The organism is Collinsella sp. AM13-34 (genome assembly GCF_003473055.1).
Classification (GTDB): domain Bacteria; phylum Actinomycetota; class Coriobacteriia; order Coriobacteriales; family Coriobacteriaceae; genus Collinsella.
The window spans coordinates 45,608-62,749 of sequence record NZ_QRLE01000005.1; the positions used below are offsets into that span (position 1 = coordinate 45,608).

The 17,142-nt window shown below is 61.8% G+C and carries 10 protein-coding genes; 5 read left to right on the forward strand and 5 right to left on the reverse strand.

Annotation, left to right across the window (positions count from 1 at the left end; translation table 11 throughout):
- Position 1: 1 nt before the first annotated feature.
- From glgA to DW151_RS02925, 3 genes are all read left to right on the forward strand, one after another.
- A complete protein-coding gene (gene glgA / locus DW151_RS02915; RefSeq protein ID WP_199579887.1) occupies positions 2–2,314 on the forward strand; it encodes a glycogen synthase GlgA in 2,313 nt (770 codons plus the stop codon).
- A gap of 217 nt (positions 2,315–2,531) precedes the next feature.
- Positions 2,532–5,828, forward strand: a complete 3,297-nt coding sequence (locus tag DW151_RS02920; protein ID WP_118334364.1) for a 4-alpha-glucanotransferase — start codon at positions 2,532–2,534, stop codon at positions 5,826–5,828.
- Positions 5,829–5,916: 88 nt separating this feature from the next.
- Entirely contained in the window at positions 5,917–6,153 is a 237-nt protein-coding gene (locus DW151_RS02925) for an FmdB family zinc ribbon protein (RefSeq protein ID WP_118334366.1), read from the forward strand.
- A 141-nt stretch (positions 6,154–6,294) separates the two neighbouring features.
- Here the strand turns inward: DW151_RS02925 and DW151_RS02930 are convergent, their stop codons facing one another.
- The 5 genes from DW151_RS02930 to gltX form a co-directional block, all read right to left on the reverse strand.
- A complete protein-coding gene (locus DW151_RS02930; RefSeq protein ID WP_118334367.1) occupies positions 6,295–7,695 on the reverse strand; it encodes an RsmB/NOP family class I SAM-dependent RNA methyltransferase in 1,401 nt (466 codons plus the stop codon).
- On the reverse strand, positions 7,692–8,612 hold the full coding sequence (fmt, locus tag DW151_RS02935) for a methionyl-tRNA formyltransferase (protein WP_118334369.1): 921 nt from the start codon (positions 8,610–8,612) through the stop codon (positions 7,692–7,694). The genes DW151_RS02930 and fmt overlap by 4 nt, the downstream gene beginning before the upstream one ends.
- A 321-nt stretch (positions 8,613–8,933) precedes the next feature.
- Positions 8,934–9,470 carry a peptide deformylase gene (gene def / locus DW151_RS02940; protein ID WP_118334370.1) on the reverse strand — a complete coding sequence of 179 codons (537 nt, stop codon included), beginning with the start codon at positions 9,468–9,470 and terminating at the stop codon, positions 8,934–8,936.
- Between the two features lie 18 nt (positions 9,471–9,488).
- Positions 9,489–11,942 carry a primosomal protein N' gene (priA, locus tag DW151_RS02945; RefSeq protein WP_118334372.1) on the reverse strand — a complete coding sequence of 818 codons (2,454 nt, stop codon included), beginning with the start codon at positions 11,940–11,942 and terminating at the stop codon, positions 9,489–9,491.
- A gap of 210 nt (positions 11,943–12,152) precedes the next feature.
- The gene (gene gltX / locus DW151_RS02950) at positions 12,153–13,628 is read right to left on the reverse strand and encodes a glutamate--tRNA ligase (protein ID WP_118334373.1); all 1,476 of its coding nucleotides are present in this window, start codon (positions 13,626–13,628) and stop codon (positions 12,153–12,155) included.
- 284 nt (positions 13,629–13,912) lie between these two features.
- On the opposite strand from gltX, the gene metK reads away from it, so the two are divergent.
- Positions 13,913–15,193, forward strand: a complete 1,281-nt coding sequence (metK, locus tag DW151_RS02955; protein ID WP_089571822.1) for a methionine adenosyltransferase — start codon at positions 13,913–13,915, stop codon at positions 15,191–15,193.
- 312 nt (positions 15,194–15,505) lie between these two features.
- The gene (gene sdaAA / locus DW151_RS02960) at positions 15,506–17,113 is read left to right on the forward strand and encodes an L-serine ammonia-lyase, iron-sulfur-dependent, subunit alpha (protein WP_118334375.1); all 1,608 of its coding nucleotides are present in this window, start codon (positions 15,506–15,508) and stop codon (positions 17,111–17,113) included.
- The last annotated feature ends 29 nt before the right edge of the window (positions 17,114–17,142 follow it).

Sequence of the window (17,142 nt, forward strand, 5' to 3'; positions counted from 1 at the left end):
TATGGCAGATTCCAGCAAAAAGATGCAGATCGTGTTTGCCTCGGCCGAGTGCGCGCCGTTTGTGAAGACCGGCGGCCTGGGCGACGTGGCGGGCTCGCTGCCTGCGGCGCTCGTGCGCGCCGGCGCCGAGGTTATCGTGATGGTGCCCAAGTACGCCACCATCAAGGACGAGTACAAGGCACAGATGGAGCACTTCTCCGACTTTTACGTGAGCCTGGGCTGGCGCAACGAGTACTGCGGACTCGAGAAGCTCGAGCACGACGGCGTCACCTATATGTTCATCGACAACGAGCGCTACTTTGCGCGCGACTATCCGTACGGCTTCTTTGACGACGGCGAGCGCTTTGCGTTCTTCTCCAAGGCCATCACCGAGAGTCTGCAGCACCTGCCGGCCGGCTTTGAGTGCGACATACTGCACTGCAACGACTGGCAAACGGCACTTGCGCCCGTGTTTTTGCGCGAGTTTTACCAGGGCCTGCCGCTGTATGACCGCGTCAAGACCGTGTTCTCGATCCACAACGTGGCGTTCCAGGGCCAGTTTAGCGACACCGTGATGGAGGATATCCTGGGCGTGGCGCATATTCCGGCGGCCGCCTCGCAGCTGCGTTGCGATGCCTGCAGCATCAACTACATGCTGGGCGCGCTGCACTATGCCGATGCCATCACCACGGTGAGCCCCACCTATGCGGGCGAGATCCAGACGCCCGAGTTTGGCGAGGGCCTGGACGGCGTGCTGCGCGAGCGTTCCTACGCGCTGCAGGGCATCCTCAACGGCATTGACGTTGCGGGCTTTGACCCGGCGACCGACAAGCGCATTGCCGCCAACTACACCGTGGAGGACCGTTCCGGCAAGGCCGTGTGCAAGGCCAAACTGCAGGAGGAGCTGGGGCTCGAGGTTCGCGACGACCGCCCGCTTATGGTGATGGTCACGCGCCTGACGCGCCAGAAGGGCATGGACCTGGTCATGTACGCGCTCGACCGCATTCTGGCCGGCGGCGTGCAGGTGGCCGTACTGGGCACCGGCGACCGCGACTACGAGGACGGCCTGCGCTACTTCCAGGACAAGTACCCCGGCACCATGGCCGCGCGCATCGAGTTTGACCCGGCGCTCTCGCAGCGCATGTACGCTGCCGCCGACATGTTCCTGATGCCTTCGAAGTTTGAGCCCTGCGGCCTATCGCAGATTATCGCCATGCGCTACGGCACCCTGCCCATCGTGCGCGAGACCGGAGGTCTGAAGGACACCGTGCAGCCGTACAACGAGTTTACCGGCGAGGGCACGGGTTTCTCGTTTACCAACTTTAACGGCGACGAGATGGGCGACGCCGTGTTCCGCGCAGCGCGCCTGTTCTGGGATAACCGCGATGCCTGGAACCAGCTGGTCACGCAGGCCATGAGCCAGGACTTTAGCTGGACGCGCTCGGCCGACAAGTATCTGGACCTGTACTTCTTTATGCATCCGGAGATTGAGAGGCCGGCGGCGGTTGTCGACGAGCCTGAGGCTGTTGCTGAGAAAGTTGAGGCCGAGCCCGAGCCCCAGGCCGAGGTTGTGGCCAAGCCCGAGCCTAAGGCTGAGGAGAAGCCGGTTGGGGCTAAATCTGAGGTGAAGGTTGAGACAGCTCCCGAGGCTGCTCCCGAGGCTGAGGCTAAGCCGGCTGCGAAGCCTGCTGCCAAGAAGACCACGACGCGCAAGACGACGGCCAAGAAGGCTACGACAACCAAGGCCGCTGCCACCAAGACCACCGCTGCCAAGGCAACTACCGCCAAGGCAACGACTACGCGCAAGCGCACGACCGCCGCTGCCAAGAAGGCCGCCGAGGCCGAGGCTGCTCCCGAGGTAAAGACCGAGACCAAGCCGGCCAAGAAGACTCCGGCCAAGACTGCAGCCAAGAAGACGACCGCGACCAAGACCACGACCGCCAAGAAGGCCACGGTCACAAAGTCGACCAAAACCAAGGCTGCCGCAAAGCCGGCCGCCAAGGTCGAGGAGACGCCTGCCGAGTCCAAGGCCGAGGCAGCTGTCGAGGCCAAGCCGGCCGCCAAAACCACAACGCGCAAGCGCACCACAACGACCGCCAAGAAGGCCACGACCAAGGCTGCCGCCCCCAAGGCTGAGGCTAAGGCCGAGGAAAAGCCCGAAGTAAAGGCCAAGCCGGCACCGAAGGCCGCCGAGGACAAGACCGCTCCGAAGGCTACGGCAAAGACCGAGCCCGCCAAGGAGACCCCAGTCTCCCCCGCCGCACCGACTGAGGAAAAGGCCCCGACCAAGAAGACCTCCGTCCGCAAGGCAACGGCCACCCGCAAGCGCCGCTAGCATACAGACGATTCAAAACCTCATCAAACCCTAAGCAAGGGGCGCTCCAACCGGGCGTCCCTTCTCTGTAGGTAGTGGTAAATCGATTTTCTAGGACAACCGTTCGCCGATGGTAAACGGATGTTGTTTATACAGCCTGTGTACAAAAGATATACTTACAACTTGCGCGTAAAGCCCATGGCCCGCAGGCCGTGATTCTATTGAACTGGACCGTATTATGAGATTGATTCACAACAGCCGCCTGCCGCAGTTTCGCACTCCGTTTGGCGCTGTGACCACTGGAACTTCCGTTGCACTCTCGGTGATATTGGAGGATGCCGATCCCAACCAGGCAACGCTTACGCTGCGCACCTGGGTCGATGAGGTCGGTGAGTCTCTGTATCCTATGACGCACGAGGGCGACGGCATATTTACCGTAGAGCTTGAGTGCACCGAGCCCTGTCTTATCTGGTACAGCTTTATCTGCAATATCGAAGGCCAGCCCGAGGTTCGCCTGGGCGCGCCGCAGGGCCGCACCGGCGGCGAGGGCGTAACCTACGACTACGCCGAGGTACCTTCCTTCCAGATTACCGTCTACAAGCACCGCGAGAACCGTCCCGCTTGGTACGAGCAGGGCATGGTCTACCAGATCTTCCCCGACCGCTATGCCCGCGACGAAAACTGGCGCGAGCGCACGCTGGCCGAGGTCGAAAAACCGCGCAACGGCATCCAGCGCCGCATGATCGAGGACTGGAACGAGCCGCCCGTGTACGAGCGCGCCGAGGACGGCTCCATCAAGACCTGGGACTTCTACGGCGGATCGCTCAAGGGCATCCAAGAAGACCTGCCCCGCATCGCCGAGCTGGGCTTTACGGCCATTTACCTCAACCCCATTTTTGAAGCCGCGAGCAACCACCGCTACGACACCGCTGATTACACCAAGATCGATCCGATTCTGGGCACCGAGCAGGATTTTACCGAGCTGTGCCAGGCAGCCGAGAAGCTGGACATCTCCATCATCCTGGACGGCGTCTTTAACCACACGGGCGACGACTCCATCTATTTCAACCGCTACGGCAACTACCCCGGCGTAGGCGCGTGGCAGAGCGAGGATTCGCCGTGGCGCGATGCGTTTTATTTCCACGAGGACGGCTCATACGACTGCTGGTGGGGCGTGGGCAATATGCCCGCCATCAATGAGAGCTCTGAGCTGGTACGCGAGCGGCTCCTGGGCAAGGACGGCGTGATTCGTAAATGGCTACGTGCCGGCGCTCATGGCTGGCGCCTCGATGTGGCCGACGAGCTTTCGGACGATTTCCTGGCCGAGATCAAAAAGGCCGTGCTCGCCGAGAAGCCTGATGCACTGTTGCTCGGCGAAGTCTGGGAAGACGCCTCCAACAAGATCAGCTACGGCCATCTGCGCCGCTATCTGCAAGGCTCCGAGCTGGACTCGGCCATGGATTATCCCTTCCGCGACATGGTCATCGGCTTTTTGATGGGCTACAAGAACGCCTACCAGGCAGCCGAGGATATCGAAACCCTGCGCGAGAACTATCCCCGTGAGGCCCTGTCCTGCGCACTTAATCTGCTTTCGAGCCACGACCGTCCGCGCATTATCTCGGTGCTCGGCGGCGGCCCCGACGAGTCGCAGCTGCCCGAGTGCGAGCGCAGCAAATGGCGCCTGGACGAGAACTCGATGGGCCTGGCCAAGAGCCGTTTTTGGCTCGCCACGCTCATGCAGATGACCTTCCCCGGCGTGCCTTCGATCTACTACGGTGACGAATACGGCCTGGAGGGTCTAACCGATCCGGGCAACCGCCGCACCCTGCCGACCAAGGACCAACTGCACGACTTCGACACGCTGGCTATTGTCAAAAACGCCTCCGCCGTACGCCGCGCACTGCCGTTTATGATCGACGGCGAGATCAAGGCCTTCGCGCTCAACGACGAGGTGCTGGCATACAACCGCACGGGCAAGGATGGCGAGGCCGCTACGGTTATCATCAACCGCAGCCTGCGCAATTCACACCGCGTGACGATTCCGGCGCTCGACGAATGTGCGAGCGATGTGATTAGCGGTCACGAGTGCGAGATTCACAATGGCACCGTCACGCTCGACCTGTATCCGCTGGGATCGTCGATCATCTATCACCACGCCGAGCAGCGTCTGCAGGAGCCGCTCGATTACGGTGCGGGCGTTGTGTGCCATATCACATCGGTGCCGACCGACGACGGTAAGCCCGGCACGATCGGCGCGCCCACGCGTCGTTTTATCGACCATATGGCCGCTATGGGCATGCGCTACTGGCAGGTCCTGCCTGTCAACCCGACGGACTTCTTCCGCTCCCCTTACGCCGGTCCTTCGGCCTTTGCAGGCAATATCGACCTGCTGCCCGAAAGCCACAAGGAGCTAGCCGCCGACTTTGAGACCTGGAAGGCCCACGGCGGCGAGGATGCCGATCCGCTGTACACCGCGTTTAAACATCGCAATGCCGATTGGCTCGAGAAGTACTGCGTCTATATGGCCGTCAAAAAGTACTTTGAGGGCGAATCGCGCCACGATTGGCCGGCAGATGTTGCGCGCTACAACGAGCACTTGATTGACGACAAGCGTTTCCACGACGAGGCCGAGCTTCAGGCGTACATGCAGTACCGCTTTGACCTGGCTTGGTGCGAGCTTATGAACTATGCGCACAAGAAGGGCATCGAGGTCATCGGCGATATTCCTATGTACGTGTCCGACGATTCGGCAGATGCGTGGAGCGAACCCGAGAACTTCTGGCTGTCCGATACCGGTAAGGCAATCGAGATCTCCGGTGCGCCGCCCGACAACTTTGCGCCCGAGGGCCAGGTGTGGGGCAACCCGACGTTCCGCTGGGACCACATGAAGCAGAACGGCTATAGCTGGTGGATGGATCGCCTACGTCGTGCGTTTTCGCTCTACGACCGCGTGCGCTTGGATCACTTCCTGGGCTTCCACAGCTACTTTAGCATTCCCGCGGGTAAGGCCTGCGCCGACGGGCGTTGGCTGGCAGGCCCGGGCAAGGACCTGTTCCAGACCGCCTATGACGAGCTGGGGCCGCTCAACTTTATCGCCGAGGACCTGGGCTACCTGACGCCCGGCGTTCGCGCCATGGCCTCGACCTGCGGCTTCCCCGGCATGGACGTGCTGGAGTTTAGCGACTACGATGTCCGTAGCGGCGTGCACCCTACGCCAGGAAAGATCCTGTACACCTCGACGCACGACACGTCGACGCTCGCGGGTTGGTGCACGCGCTCCTTTGCGGGCGGCGACGAGCCGAGCGGTGTTGAGGTGGCAGCCAAGCTGATGAGCGACGCGCTGACAAGCGACGCTCCCCTGGTGATGATGCCGCTGCAGGACGTGCTGGGGCTTGGCGACGACACGCGCATGAACGTACCGGGCGTGGCCACGGGCAACTGGACCTGGCAGGCTGACGAGGCCGACGTTGCGGCCGCTGAGGGCAAAACCGCACAGCTCCTGCGCAACACGCATAGATTCTGGGGCGAAGCGTGATAAAACGCCCGATATAGGGTACAGTTACAGACGTTTGAATTTATGCGGGCAGAGTGATCTGCCCGCTTTGTGCTGAAAAGGAAGTATTATGGCGCGCTACGATTACAAGTGCTCGAGCTGCGGCAACGTGTTTGAGGTTGAGCATCCCATGTCCGAGACTCCCGAGGTCGTGTGCCCGAGCTGCGGTGCCCCGGCGGCCAAGACGTTCTCGACCAGCGGTATTAAATTTGAGGGCAGCGGCTTCTACAACACCGACCAGCGAAGCGGCGGCTCCAGCACCAGCGCCACCAACGGCTGCTGCGCCAACTGCCCGCATAACCACTAGAAACCAATCAGCCCCGCGACCGACACCAATCGCAGGGCTGTTTCTTTAGCCGCCCAGGTTTCCTTATGAGTTGCGGTGAAATAAGGACTGTTTGGCGGGCAGAAGCCGCTATTCAATCCCTATTTCACCGCAACTTAGTCGTTACTTGTGGACCAGGCGGGCGCAGAAGTGGCCGTCGTAGGAGTCGGCGTTTACCGGCACGCTTTGGAAGAGGCCTCGATCGTTCTGGCGTACGGATACGAGCTTCTTGGCCTGATCGAACTCGGGGAGTTGCAGAATCTGCGCCTCGGAGAGCGGCTCCAGGCTAAAACCGGTGCCCTCGGGAGAGTTCAGGAAAGCGTCCACCACCTGCATGTTCTCCTCGTCGAAGACCGAGCACGTCGCATAGATGAGCTCGCCGCCGGCAGCCACGCGGACAGCAGCCTCTTTGAGCATCGTCAGCTGCAGCTTGGGCAGCTCAACCGTCACATCCTTTTCGGTCAGGCGCCACGGGATCTCTGGATGACGACGCATGGTTCCGGTGCCAGAGCACGGCGCATCGATAAAGACTGTGTCGAACTTAACCGGCTCGCCAAGCATGGCATCAAACGATGTGAGCACCTCATCAAGCTCGCAAGCATCACCCGAAACCGTACGAACGCCCTGAATGCCGGCCTTATGCAGGCGAGCGAGATTAAGATCGCACTTGCGATCATGCAAATCGAGCGCCGTATGCTGACGTTCATAGCCCGCACGCTTGGCCTGACACATCATCACATAGGTCTTGGTGCCACGACCGGCACCAATCTCAAGGCAGCTTCCAGGACGCGTGGCAGCTGTGGCGATAAGTTGCGCGTTGAGATCAGAGGCCACCGCGGCAGCACGCTCAAACACACCCGAAGCAACGGTAACCTGGGCATCAACCGGGGCATGGCAGCCCGGGAAGACAGGCGCGACGAGCTGCGAGATATACGGATCGGGCTTGGAAGCAAAAGCGTTCTCATGCAGGGCCAGCGGCGCGGGGGCCAGATTGCCGGCAAAGTTAAGCGCACCCTCTGGCGTGTCAAACGATGCCATAATGCGAGCGCACAGCCATCGCGGCAAGCCCATCAGGCGCGACAGACGAACCAAGCGTCGCTCGGACTCATCCACGTCGGATGCCGTGGCAAAGTCCTCAACATTGTCCGCAACCTTATGCAGAACGGCGTTCGCCAGACCGGCGGCGGACTTAGCACCGCAGCGAACCAGCTCAACTCCCTGACTTACGGCAACGCGGCCAGGCGTATGCAGGTAGAGCATCTCGAAGGCCGAGATACGAAGCGCCATGCGCACACGCGGAGCGACCTTTTTGGGCTTATCGAGAAACTGGTCGAGCAGCTCGTCCAAAATACCCTGCGTGGCGGCAACACCCAGCGCCAAGCGGGCGGCAAAAGCGGAATCGCGCTGGTCAATGGCCTTGGCGGAAGCACGGGACGAGAGCACGTCGCGCGCGTACATGCCGCGGCGATCGGCCTCCATCAGCACATCGAGCGCAAGCTTGCGCGCGGGAGACAGCTTGCTCATGACAAAACACCCCAGATAAGATCGGCACCCTGCAGGCCAGCAGCCCAAGCAGAAGCGGCCATAGCACGCTTGCCATCAGGCTTAACCTCGAGCAACTCAACCGAGCCATCGGAAAGGCCAAGGTAAACACGCTTAGCCTGAACGAGAACCTGACCCTCGCCAAGCGACACATCAGCCGCCGCAGCATCGAGCACACGCACGGTCTTGCCGGCAATCACGCAACGAGCAGGCGCGGTATCGGACGAGGCCAGTACATGATGCACGCAATCAAGCGCCGCCATGTGCGGATCCAGGCGCATCTCCTGCTTAGAAATCTTGGCAGCATGGGTAACGAGCGCCTCGTCCTGTTCGATCCACACGGCGGTGCCATCGGCAAGAGAAGGAAGCGTATCGGCAAGCAGTTTACCGCCAAGCTCACCAAGCTCCATGGTCAGCGCCTCAGCATGCTTACCGGCAACCGACGTAGACGCCTGGGCACAATAAGCGCCGGTATCAACGCCATGTCCAATACGCATGATAGAAACGCCAGCAACCTCATCACCAGCAAGAATCGCACGCTGAATAGGAGCAGCCCCACGCCAGCGAGGCAGCAAGGACGCATGAACATTCACAATACCAAGCGGCGCCATATGCAGCACCTCATCCGGCAAAATGCAACCATAAGCAGCCACACAGAAAATATCGGCTTGCGCAGCTTGGAGCGCCTCAACAACCTCGGCCGTCATACGATTAGCCTCAATAACCGGCAACCCAAGCTCAAGCGCCTTGGCCTTAATAGGAGACGGCTCCAACTTTTTACCACGCCCGCGAACAGCATCAGGACGAGTAACAACAAGCGCAATCTCATTCCCAGCCTCAACAAGCGAAGTCAAAGAAGGCACAGCAAAATCAGGCGTACCCATAAACACAATACGCATAAAGATCGTCTCCCCTCAACCAAAGCCAAGACGGCTACAAAGAACAGCGGAAAGCAAGGTTCCCAGGCCATCCGCAATAACAATTCAACAAGAACAAATATACCCAAAACCAAAGAAAGAGCCGCAATAAAAGCAGCTCTTCCAACAAAGCACCTATCAGCGAAGACGCCCCTCCCTGGCCCGACGGCACCCGGGCGAGACAAGCAGCGTCAACGTAGTCCCCGGGGCGCCCGCCTATATCGTCCCGCGCGCAGTTTCGCAGCGCAGCGAGAATGTTTGAGCACGGGATGATATAGGCGGGCGCCCCGGGGACGGACAAACCTACTCCGTCTCGCCCGGACGAGCGCCACGGGCCAGGGCGTCCTGGTACTCCTTGACTGCCTTGATACGCTGCATCGGCTTGAGTCGCTCAAACATGGTGTTGCCGTGCAGGTGATCGATCTCGTGCTGCAGGCACACGCAGAACAGGTCGCCCGTTGCCTCATACCGAATCAGGTTGGCATCCAGGTCATACGCCTCGACGACAACATGATCGGGACGCTCGATCTCGCAGCTAATGCCGGGGATGGACAGGCAGCCCTCGCTATACGGCACCAGATGGTCGCTCTGCTCAACAATGACAGGGTTGATGAGCACGTAGGGGTCGTAGTCGTTCTTGTCGCTGTAGTCGCAGTCGATGGTGACGAGCTGAATAAGCTCGCCGATCTGCGGGGCAGCCAGGCCGCAGCCGGCGTTCTCGAACATCATTTTCTTCATCTTCTCGGCAAGCGCCTCGATCGCCGGGGTGATCTCCTCGATGACGGCGCACTCCTGGCGCAGACGAGGGTCGGGCGAAAGTACGATTCCGTTGGCTTCCATGGCCATCCTTTCGGGTTGTTACATCAAATCATAGGCGTCGACGTCAACGCTCACGCTCACGCCGCGCACAGAGCCCACCTCTTTGAGGCAGGCGTCGATATCATCAGAGACATGGTACCCCACGGGCGACTTCACAAGCAGATGGAAGCGGTAACGGTCCTTGGCTCTCTCGATTACACACGAAGCCGGGCCTAGCACCTGCGGCACGGCACTCCCCGCCCGCAAAAAATCGGGCGCGGCGGCATGCCAGCGGCGCTTAAGAAGCTTTGCAATGCGCCCAATGTAGTCCTGCGCGTCGTCTCGGTTTGCCGACCACACCAAGATGTTGACCAGGCGAACAAACGGCGGGTACAGCGCGTCGCGGCGCTGGTCCAAATCGTAGTCGGTAAAGATCGAACGGTCGTGCTCAGCGACGGCACGAATGACCGGATCCTCGGGCAGGTAGGTCTGGACGATCACCTCGCCGGGACGATCACCACGACCGGCACGGCCGGCGACCTGCTCCAGTAAATCGTAGGCGCGCTCCCCTGCGCGAAAATCGGGCAGCTTAAGGGCGAAGTCGGCATTGACCACGCCCACGAGCGTGACCTCGGGAAAATCGAGACCCTTTGCGATCATTTGGGTGCCCAGCAACACGGCGCAATCGGCCGCATCGAACTGCTCGAGCAGCTTTTTGTGCGAATCCTTGCCGCGCGTGGAATCGGCATCCATGCGGATGATGGCGACGTCCTCGGGCAGCATCTGGTGCAGTGCGTCCTCGATCTGCTGCGTGCCCAGCCCCATTTTTGCCAGGTAGCGGCTGCCGCACTTGGGGCAACGACTCGTGGGCGCGGGATACGGCTGCACGCGCCAGGAGGATCCGCATGTGTGACATTGCAGCGTGTGCGTGCGCTCGTGATACGTAAGCGCTGTGGAGCAGTGGTTGCAGGTGGGAACGCAGCCGCACTCGCGACACATCAGGAACGGCGCAAAGCCACGGCGGTTATGCAGCAGCACGGCCTTCTCGCGACGCTCGACCACACGCTCCAAGCCCTCCATCAAGGGTTTTGAGAACATGGAGCGGCTGCCGTGTGAAAACTCACGGCGCAGGTCGGCAATGCGGACCGTAGGCAGCACGGCGAGTCCCGGGCGCTCGGGCATCTCGACACGCGTCCAGGTAGCACCGTTGTATGTACCGCGGCGGCAGCGGTCGAGGGCCTCGGCAGAAGGCGTGGCCGAGCCCAGCACAAGTGGGCAGCGATAGCGGCGCGCCATCTCGGCCGCAACCTCGCGCGCATGGTAGCGCGGGCTGGAGCCCTGCTTGTAACTGGTCTCGTGTTCCTCGTCGATGATGATGAGACCCAGGTCGCTGAGCGGGCAAAAGAGCGCCGAACGCGCGCCGACGACAACGCGGGCAGTACCACTGGCAACCATGTCCCACTGGTCCAGGCGCTCGCCGGCCGAAAGGCGCGAGTGGAAGACCGCGACCGTCTCGCCAAAGCGCGAGCGGAAGCGGCCGACGGTCTGGGCCGTCAGCGAGATCTCGGGCACGAGCACGCAGGCAGAGCGGCCTGCCGCGAGCACGCGCTCGATAGCGGAGAGGTAAACCTCGGTTTTGCCGGAGCCGGTGACGCCGTCAACCAGCACCACGTCGCCATGAGCGTCAAGGCGGGCGCGCTCAATCTGCGCGAGTGCCTGTTGCTGGCCGTTGGTAAGGGAGACCGGCGCCTTGCCGCTTGCCGAGGACAGCGTAGTCTGCTCGCTACAACCGCGCCAGGCACGGCGCTCCTCCACCACCACGATGCCGCGTTTTTCGAGCGCCTTGATGGTCGCCGACATACTGTTATAGAGAAGGTTGAGGTCGCGCGTCGTGACAGGACCACACTGGAGCGCCTCGATGAGTTGGCGCTGGCGGACCGCGGTCTTGGGTGGCGTGTAGTCAAAGCCTTCGGGCGTAAGCATCACCCAGCGGTTTTGGATGGGTTTGACGGCTGGACGTTCAACCGTCCACACACCGTCGTCGCCCTTGACCACACGCGGGCTGCCACCCGGAGGCAAGAACAGGCGCAGACACTCGGAAAGCGTCGCGACATACTCGCGGCTCATCCAACGTGCGATGCGGGCGGCTTCGGCGGTAAAGAGCGGTTTGCTGAGGATGGCCTCGATGGGCTTGATGCGCACCGGGTCGAGGGAGTTGTTGCCCGGCAGATCGCCCAGATCAAGCGCAGTGTCAACGACATAGCCCGCGGCGGCACGGTTACCAAAGTGGACCAGGACCGTGGATCCGATCTGGACCTCGTTGGCAAGGGACTCGGGGATGCCGTAAGCAAACGGTTCCGACAGCGCACGGGTGGGGATGTCGAGGACCACGCTCGCGTAGGCGGCAGGGGGCTCGGGCGAAGGCTTAGACTGAGCCGAGGCAGCGGCAGGCTTGGGCTTCACCGGAGCTTCCTCCGGTTCCGGCAAACCAAACAGCGACAGTTGTTGAGCCATACACCACCTCTAACGAACGGACCTGAAAGGGGTGGGACAAAATAATCAGTAGAGTTTGTCCCATGGCCGATACGAGTGTCGAGCTCGTTGCGTCACTCGAACATGGGACAAACACTACTGATTATTTTGTCCCAGCAACCCACTCATCGGTACAGAAACAAGAGCCCCGCTCGGGTGAACGGGGCTCGGATACATGCATTTGCGCGTCTACTACAGCGCCATCGTGCGAGCGCGGTCGATACGCGCCAGGCAGTCGTCGCGGCCGACGAGCGCCATGGTCTCGCCCAGCGGAGGGCTCACCATGTTGCCGCAGACGGCGACGCGCACGGCCTGGAACACCACGCGCTTCTTGAGGTCCATCTGCTCGGGCAGCGGCTCAAGCGCGGCGTCGATGGCCTCGGCAGTCCACTTGTCCACGCCCTCGAGCGCAGCCTTGGCGGCATCCAGAATGGCGCCCATGCCTTCCTTAGCCAGGCCCTTGTTAACGGATTTCTCATCATACTCGAGCGTCTCGGCCGTAGCAAAGATGGGAGCGGCGACGGTCACGGCGTCGGCTGGCATCTTGGTGCGCGGCTTGACGATGGCAGCGAGTGCGTCAATCCAGTCCTCGCCGTACTCGACGTTGCCCTCGATGAGACCCGCCTCGTGCAGCTCGGGGACCATGATCTCGTCGGCAAACTGGGCATCGGACATGCCGTTGATGTACTCGGCATTGACCCAGTCGAGCTTCTTGGGGTCGAAGGTCGCCGGGTTCTTGGAGATGCGGTCGAGCGAGAACTTGCTGGCTAGGACATCGCGCGGGATGATCGTGGTCTCGCCGTCGAGCGACCAGCCGAGCAGCGCCAGGTAGTTGACGAAGGCGTCGGAAAGGTAACCGGCGTCGCGGTACTCCTCCACCGAAGTTGCGCCGTGGCGCTTGGAGAGCTTCTTACCGTCGGCGCCCAGGATCATGGAGATGTGGGCGAACGTGGGCACGGGCGCGCCGAGGGCCTCGTAGACCATGACCTGGCGCGGGGTGTTGGACAGGTGGTCGTCGCCGCGGATGACATGGGTGATCTTCATCATGGCGTCGTCGACGACGGTCGCGAAGTTGTACGTGGGCGTGCCATCGGAGCGGAAGATGACAAAGTCGTCGAGCTCCTTGGCATCGAAGGTCACCTCGCCGTGGACGGCATCGTGGATGACGACGTCGCCGCGGTCCTCGGGCACCTTGATGCGAAGGACGTAGGACTCGCCGGCCTCGATGCGGCGGCGGGCCTCCTCGGGATCAAGATCGCGGCAACGACGCTGATAGCCCTGGAAGGGGTCCTTGCGCTCCTGCGCGGCCTTGCGGTCGGCGTCGAGCTGCTCCTTGGTGCAGAAGCAGGGATAGGCCTTGCCCTCGTCCCAAAGTTTCTGGGCGGCCTGCTTGTACAGGTCCAGGCGCTCGGTCTGGGCATAGGGGCCAAAGTCTCCGCCCACCTCGGGACCCTCGTCCCAGTCCAGGCCCAGCCAACGCATGGCGCGCAGGATGATCTGCGTGTTCTCGTCGGTAGAGCGGGTGGGATCGGTGTCGTCAATGCGCAGGATGAACGTGCCGCCGTTAGCACGGGCGAAAGCCCAGTTATAGATAGCGGTGCGGGCGCCGCCGATGTGCAGCTTGCCCGTCGGTGAGGGTGCAAAGCGGACGCGAACGTCTGATGCCATGGAAATCTCCTCGATTGCAGGATGGATGTCTAACCGCATCAGTATAAAGCAACAATGCCCACCTCCGCACAAAGGGCACCGACCCACTCATTGGGGACAGACTTAAATGATCAGTCTTTGGGCAACCTGTCGGCACTTAGGTAAGGCTGATCATTTAAGTCTGTCCCCAATGAGTAGGTGCGGAAAGGGTGTGAATGTTTGATTTACGCGCTATGATGTGCCCTTGCATAGAGAGCCCAGCGGAATGGTAACGGTCGCCGGGACACGTTTTTGAAAGGACAATCATGTCAGAAGAACTTCGTTCCATCCCACCCCAACACGGGTCCTTTGTTTTTACGTCGGAGTCGGTGACCGAAGGTCATCCCGATAAGATCGCTGACCAGATCAGCGACGCCGTCCTCGACGCAATCCTCGCCAAAGAAATAGAGCTCCAGGAGCAGGGCTACATCGCCCCCAACGGCGTGCCTGCCAACGTGGAGAACGTCCGCTGCGCCTGCGAGACCCTCGTGACCACCGGCACCGTCATCGTCGCCGGCGAGATTCGCACCCAGGCCTACGTCGACGTACAGGAAATCGCCCGCGGCGTCATCCGCCGCATTGGCTACAACCGTGCCAAGTTCGGTTTTGACTGCGACACGTGCGGCGTTATGAGCCTCATCCACGAGCAGTCGCCCGATATCGCCCAGGGCGTCGACGAATCCTTCGAGACCCAGACCGGCGCCACCACCGACCCGATTGACCTGATCGGCGCTGGCGACCAGGGTATGATGTTCGGTTATGCCTCCAACGAGACCAAGACCCTCATGCCCATGCCGCACTACCTGGCAAGCCGCCTGGCCGAGCGCCTGGCCGCCGTGCGCCACGACGGCACCCTCGCCTATCTGCGTCCCGACGGCAAGACACAGGTCACCGTGCGCTACGAGGAAGGCAAGCCCGTCGAGGTCACAACCATCGTCATCTCCACGCAGCACGCCGCCGAGATCGAAGACATGGGCAAGATCAAGGCCGACCTCATCGAGCACGTCATCACCCCGGTCATGGCCGCCGAGAACATGCCGTGGGACAACGCGGACATCTACGTGAACCCCACCGGTCGCTTTGTCGTGGGCGGCCCCATGGGAGACACGGGCCTCACCGGCCGCAAGATCATCGTCGACACCTACGGCGGCTACGGCCGTCACGGCGGCGGCGCCTTTAGCGGCAAGGACTGCACCAAGGTTGACCGCTCTGCCGCGTATGCCGCGCGCTGGGTCGCTAAGAACGTGGTCGCCGCCGGTCTGGCCGACCGCTGCGAAGTCGAGCTTGCCTACGCCATCGGCGTTTCCAAGCCCCTCTCAATCATGGTCGACACCTTCGGTACTGCGCATGTTGCCGAGGACAAGATCGTCGAGGCCGTCGAGAAGACCTTCGACCTGCGCCCGGGCGCGATCATCCGCGACCTAGACCTGCGTCGCCCCATCTACGAAAAGACGGCAGCCTACGGTCACTTCGGCCGCGAAGACGCCGACTTCACCTGGGAGAATACCGACCGAGTCGAAGAACTCAAAGCAGCCTGCGGCCTATAAATAGGTTCACAGAGCCCAGAAAGCAAAGCATTAGAACCAAAAGAAGTACCGGCCCCAACCGGTACTTCTTTTTATTTACACGGTGGTGTGAATATTTCGATGCGCAATGAACAGCACGTCCCCAGCTGATAAATTTTGACATCCAGCCACTCCAACCATGTATCCTAAGTTCCGAGGGCTTTGGTATTTGGTCGATCGCGAGTTCCGCACGAGCCGGAGGCCACTTAATGTGGCCTCCGTGCGAGCCAGGACTGTAGAGCAGGCGACCAAATACCAAAGCCCTCGGAACGACGGGATAGAACAGGAGCGCATATGGCAGGCAAGCCACAAACACTAGCTACGACCTCGGCATTCGAGATCTTGGGCCCCGTCATGGTCGGCCCCAGCTCATCGCACACCGCCGGCGCCCTGCGCTGCGCCCAAGTTGCCGCCAGCCTGCTGGAAGGCCGCATCACCAAAGTCACCTTTGGCCTGTGGAACTCCTTCGCCCACACCTACCGCGGCCACGGCACCGACCGTGCGCTCGTCGCGGGCATCCTGAGCCTCGACACCGATGACGAAAACATCAAGCAGGCCTTTGACCTCGCACGTGAGCAGGGCCTCGAATATCACTTTGACATCAAGGGCGACGACGCCTCCATCCACCCCAACACCGTCGACATCGATATGGTCGACGTCACGGGCGCCACAGCAGAGGTCCGCGGCGAGAGCTTGGGCGGCGGCAAGATGCGCATCAGCCGCATTAACGGCGTCGGCGTCGACATCTCGGGTATGTATTCCACGCTCTTCGTGGCGCACCAGGACGTCCCCGGCGTGCTCGCAGCGCTCACCAACCTGCTCGCCTACGCCCATGTGAACATCGCCTTCTGCCGCACCTACCGCACCGAAGTGGGCGGCCAGGCCTACTCCGTCTTTGAGACCGACGGCGCCCCCGACGACACCGTCGTCCCCATGCTCCGCAAGCTCGACAATGTCGATTACGCGACCTTTATCGAGCTCCCCGGTTCTGCCTCGTCGCTCTCCCCCGGCGTCTCGGCAAAGGAAATCTTCGACGACGGCGAGCAGCTGCTCGATGCGTGCGAGGAACTGGGGCTCAACATCGGCGCCGTCATGGCCGTGCGCGAGGCACGTCTGACCGGCGAGGCACACGCTATCGCCGCCATGCGCCGCGTGCTCGACGTCATGCGCGAAGAGACCACAGCCCCCATTTCCAATCCACAGCGCTCGCTCGGCGGCCTCATCGGCGGCGAGGCAAAGCTTGTCGATGCCACCAGCCGAAACGATCTGAGCATAAGCCTGATGGGCGCCGTCCAGACCGACGCCGTGGCCCGCGCCATGGCCGTGCTCGAGCGCTCCGCCACCATGGGCGTGATCGTCGCAGCTCCGACGGCAGGATCCGCGGGTGTTGTGCCCGGCTGCGTGCTGGCGCTCGCAGACCATCTGCAGCTGGACGACGAGCAGGTCATGGATGCCCTTTATTGCGCCGCCGCCATCGGCCTCAACCTCACCACGAGCGCCTGCGTTGCCGGCGCCGAGGGCGGCTGCCAGGCTGAGGTAGGAAGTGCGGCCGCCATGGCTGCCGCCGCGCTGGTGCAGATGCTCGGCGGCACACCCGAGCAGGCGCTCGATGCCAGTTCCATCGCGCTGAGTAATCTGCTGGGCCTCGTTTGTGACCCCGTCGGTGGCCTCGTGGAGGTGCCGTGCCAAAACCGCAACGCCATCGGCGTGGCAGCCGCCTTTAGCTCCGCACAACTCGCCCTCGCCGGCATCAAGAGCCTGGTGCCGTTTGACCAGATGGCACATGTCATGCTCTCGGTGGGCCACGCCCTGCCGGCCACGCTGCGCGAGACGGCAAAGGGCGGCATCGCGCAGGCTCCGGCCGCACTTTCGGCCTGTGGAAAATGCGGTGTATGCGGGTAGTGACCAAGAACGACTCGATAGTGGGACAA